The sequence below is a fragment of the Gordonia sp. NPDC057258 genome (genome assembly GCF_042668985.1).
Lineage (GTDB): Bacteria > Actinomycetota > Actinomycetes > Mycobacteriales > Mycobacteriaceae > Gordonia > Gordonia hongkongensis.
The window spans coordinates 1-3815 of the sequence record NZ_JBHUXZ010000067.1 but is presented as its reverse complement, the minus strand read 5'-3'; the positions used below and the strand labels follow the sequence as shown (position 1 = coordinate 3815).

The window sequence follows — 3815 nt, the reverse complement described above, 5'->3', positions numbered from 1 at the left end:
CGGTTCCCGTCACCGGGAACCGCGGGCGGCGGCGGGGCGTGTCTACCCCCCGATGACGTCCTTGTCGATGTCGGGGATGTTGTCGCGGTTCATGTCCGGATCGCGGGCCTGTCGAGCGTCCCACCGCAGCAGGAACGCGGCGAGCACTGCCGAGACGACAGATCCGACGAGGATGGCCGCCTTGGCCGCGGCGGCGTGGTCGTCGGAGCCGCCCTCGAAGCTCAACTCGGCGATCAGCAACGCGACGGTGAAACCGACTCCGGTGAGGAATCCGACGGGCAGCAGATCGCGGATGCCGATCGCGTCTGGTAGGCGCAACGGCGTGAACCGGGTCATCAGCCACGTCGAACCCATCACACCCACGACCTTGCCGACGACGAGACCGACGACGATTCCGATCGACACCGGTTGGACGATCGAACCATCACCACCCACGACGGTGACGCCCGCGGCCGCGAAGGCGAACACCGGCAGGGCGAGCGCCGAGGAGTACGGGCGGACCGCGTCGTCGAGTCGCTCGGTGCGCGGCTCCTCCTCACCACGGATCGCAACGGCCGGCACCACGAACCCGAGGAGTACGCCCGCAACGGTCGCGTGCACCCCGGACGCGTGCATCAGACCCCACGCGACGACGGCGACCGGGATGAGGACCGGCCACCACCGCCACGCCTGCCGCACCAGCACGGCGAAGAGCGCCACCGCGGCAAGGGCGGCCGCCAGCATGACGAAGTCGATCTTCTCGGTGTAGAAGGTCGCGATGACGATGATCCCGAGCAGGTCGTCGACCACTGCGAGCGTCAGCAGGAACGTCCGCAGGGCGAGCGGGAGACCGCGGCCGAAGATCGCGAGAACTGCGAGAGCGAAGGCGATGTCGGTGGCGGTGGGGATCGCCCAGCCGTGCAGCCCGTCCGGGTCGCCGATCGCCACCACGACGACGTAACAGAGCGCGGGCGTGACCATGCCACCCACCGCGGCCGCAATGGGAACACCGGCGAGTTTGAGATCCCGGAGGCTCCCGGCCACGAACTCGTGTTTCAGTTCGACTCCGACGACGAAGAAGAAGATCGCCAACAGCCCGTCGGACGCCCAGTGCGCCAGCGACAGATGTAGGTGCAGCGCCTCAGGCCCCACCTCGACATGGAGCAGAGAATCGTAGGCCTCCCGCCACGGCGAGTTCGCCCAGAACACTGCAACAGCGGCGGCCACCAGAAGCAGCGCCCCACTGGTCGTGTCTAGCGCCGCCCAGCGCCGGATGCGATCGGCCTTGCGTGCGCTGTCTGCTGTCGGTTGCTCGTCGGCCATAGGCTCTCCTCTGCTCGATCGCACGCGGTGCGCCGGACGCCGCCCGCGCGACGAGCGGCCGACCAGACTTCCCGGCACAGAACATCGATTCTCCCCCACCGCAATGCCGCGGGCCATTCCGGGCCCACGGCCGGACCGCTGTCCACACCGGTCGACGGCCCGATTGATGTTGTCCACAGACGAGTTCCACGGGCCGATCACCCGGGCAGACGGACCTAGCCTTCGTCACATGTCTCCCCCGTCGAAGCTTCCGTCGAAAGCCTCACTCGGGCCTCGAATTCGTGACCGGGTGAGTTCGGCGCTGCGACCGGGGTGGACGCGCAGCGTCCTGATCCGACGTGTCGCCGCGACAGGACTGGTCGTCGCGGCCGTGGTGGTGGGGGTTGCCGGAACACGCGCCGACGGCGACGTCGAGGTCATGGTTGCCGCGCATGACCTGCTGCCGGGACAGGTGGTCGAGATAGACGATCTGGCGCCGCGGAGCGTCGCGGAAGCCACGGTTCCCGACGGTGTCCTCACCGAGGCGGCACCCGCACTCGGGCGAACCGTGACCGGGCGTGTCCGCGGAGGAGAAATCCTCACCGATGCCCGCCTGCTGTCGTCACGTCTACCCGCCGACCTGACCGGGGACGACGATGCCCGGCTCGTACCGATACGACTGTCGGACGAGGCCGTGACCGCGCTGCTGCGACCCGGCGACGTTGTCGACGTGTTGACCGAAGAGGCGGAAGTGCTGGCCCGCCGCGCCGTCGTCGCACTTCACGCTGCCGAATCACAGTCGGGTGGTATCGCTCCCGGCGGGACCGCGGCCACCCCGGTGCTGCTCGCGATGGACGCCGCATCCGCTCATCGGGTCGCGGCGGCGGGGCTCGATACGGCGCTCGCGGTGGTCCTGCACTGACGAACGGGCGGGTCACGGCATCACGACACAGCCGGGGAAATCAAGTCAAATGGATTGGTTCGTTCGCGATCGTGGATAGGGTAGTACGAGCTCGCCAAGCTGCATGTCGGATTTGCTCCGATCGTGCACAGAATCGCCGGACAGAAGCAGGACATCACCGAAAAGAGGCCGCACACCGTGCTCAAGGGATTCAGGGACTTCATACTCAAGGGCAATGTCGTCGAGTTGGCGACAGCGGTCATCGTCGGCGCTGCGTTCACCGCGATCGTCACCGCGTTCACGGATGGCATCGTCCAGCCGATCATCAACTCGATCCCCGTCGGCTCCGACGCGGCGCAGGGACTCGGCTTCCAGATCACCGACAACCCATCGACATTCGTCGACCTCGGCAGTGTCATCACCGCGGTGATCAACTTCCTGATCATCGCCGCAGTGGTGTACTTCATCATCATCCTGCCGTACAACAAGCTGGCCGAGCTGGGCGGTTTCGGCAAGAAGGCGGAGGTCACCGAGATCGCGCTGCTGTCCGAGATCCGTGATCTGCTGGACCCCGACGGCGCCTCGAAGGCCAAGGCGGAGGCCGAGAGTGATCTGCCGGCGCATCTCTCCGATCCGTCCGGTCCGGTCGGCGACTCCTACGGTCCGCCGTCGGGCTCCTTCGCCCCGTACGAAGCACCCGCCGGAGCCGGTACGACGCAACGCATCTCGACTCCGCCGACACCACAGGGCCCGCCGTCGCAACCCACTCCCCCGCAATCGGTTCCGCCGCAGAACGTTCCGTCCCAGTCCGTCCCGCAGAATCGTCCGCCGCAGGGCCCGCCGCCCGGAAGCCCTTCGGGCCAGCCGTATCCGACGCCGCAGCCGGCACCCGGTAGCTACCCGCCGCCCGGGAACTACCCGGGCCCCGGCAACTACCCGCCTCCCGGCCCCGGAAGCGGTTATCCCGGTGAGCAATACCCGGGCGACTTCCCGGGTGAGGGCCCGGACGCGCCGGGGCGTCACTCCCGCTGACACGCGGGCTCCGTCTCCCAGGAAGCTGACAGCCGGAGCCATCCGAACCCGAAGGTCGGCCCCCTACTTTGGGATTCGTCGCCGGAACGTGCGACCGCACCGGACCTGAAAGACCGGTGCGACCGAACGAGAACAGGATGAACGAATGCCGAACAAGCCCGCACCGAACCGTCAGTCGCAGACCCAGAACCGGCGTCCGGCGCGTCCGCAGCAGCGCACCCAACCGCGTGCGCAGGCCCGCCCCAGGACGTTCCCGTGGTTCTTCGGTAGCTGAGTAACCCCGCTCCCAATCCAAAAGTCTGCACAATTCCTGCTCCCTGAGGTGCGAGGAGCGCAGGCCACTGCCCTCTGTTCCCTGAGGTGCGAGGAGCGCAATCTACGCTCCCTCTGCTCCTTGAGGTGCGAGGAGCGCAGGCCACTGCCCTCTGCTCCCTGAGGTGCGAGGAGCGCAAGCGACGAGCCACGAAGGGTTAGGCGACTTACCTCGTCAGCCCTTCGTGGCTCGCTTGTCAACGGCCAGTTTGATGTCCCCGCTGGTGGCCAGGTAAAAGTCCCCACCCTGTGCGGGATGTTCTAGGTCGGTGGCACCTCCGTTCGGTGT

At 67.5% G+C, this 3815-nt stretch carries 3 protein-coding genes; 2 read left to right on the top strand and 1 reads right to left on the bottom strand.

What is annotated here, in order from left to right:
• Positions 1–42: 42 nt before the first annotated feature.
• Positions 43–1302: a Na+/H+ antiporter NhaA gene (nhaA, locus tag ACFUEJ_RS24040; protein ID WP_159370358.1), complete on the bottom strand. Its 1260-nt coding sequence runs from the start codon at positions 1300–1302 to the stop codon at positions 43–45.
• A gap of 229 nt (positions 1303–1531) precedes the next feature.
• Here nhaA and ACFUEJ_RS24035 point away from each other — a divergent pair, with 229 nt between their 5' ends.
• Together ACFUEJ_RS24035 and mscL are read left to right on the top strand one after the other, a co-directional pair.
• Entirely contained in the window at positions 1532–2203 is a 672-nt protein-coding gene (locus ACFUEJ_RS24035) for an SAF domain-containing protein (RefSeq protein ID WP_159370357.1), read from the top strand.
• Between the two features lie 177 nt (positions 2204–2380).
• The gene (gene mscL / locus ACFUEJ_RS24030) at positions 2381–3214 is read left to right on the top strand and encodes a large conductance mechanosensitive channel protein MscL (protein WP_159371852.1); all 834 of its coding nucleotides are present in this window, start codon (positions 2381–2383) and stop codon (positions 3212–3214) included.
• Positions 3215–3815: the final 601 nt, after the last annotated feature.

What these genes read in the sequence shown, in the direction of transcription:
- ACFUEJ_RS24035 (WP_159370357.1), top strand. Translation starts at nt 1,532, where the DNA reads ATGTCTCCCCCGTCGAAGCTTCCGTCGAAAGCCTCACTCGGGCCTCGA.
- nhaA (WP_159370358.1), bottom strand. Translation starts at nt 1,302, where the DNA reads ATGGCCGACGAGCAACCGACAGCAGACAGCGCACGCAAGGCCGATCGC.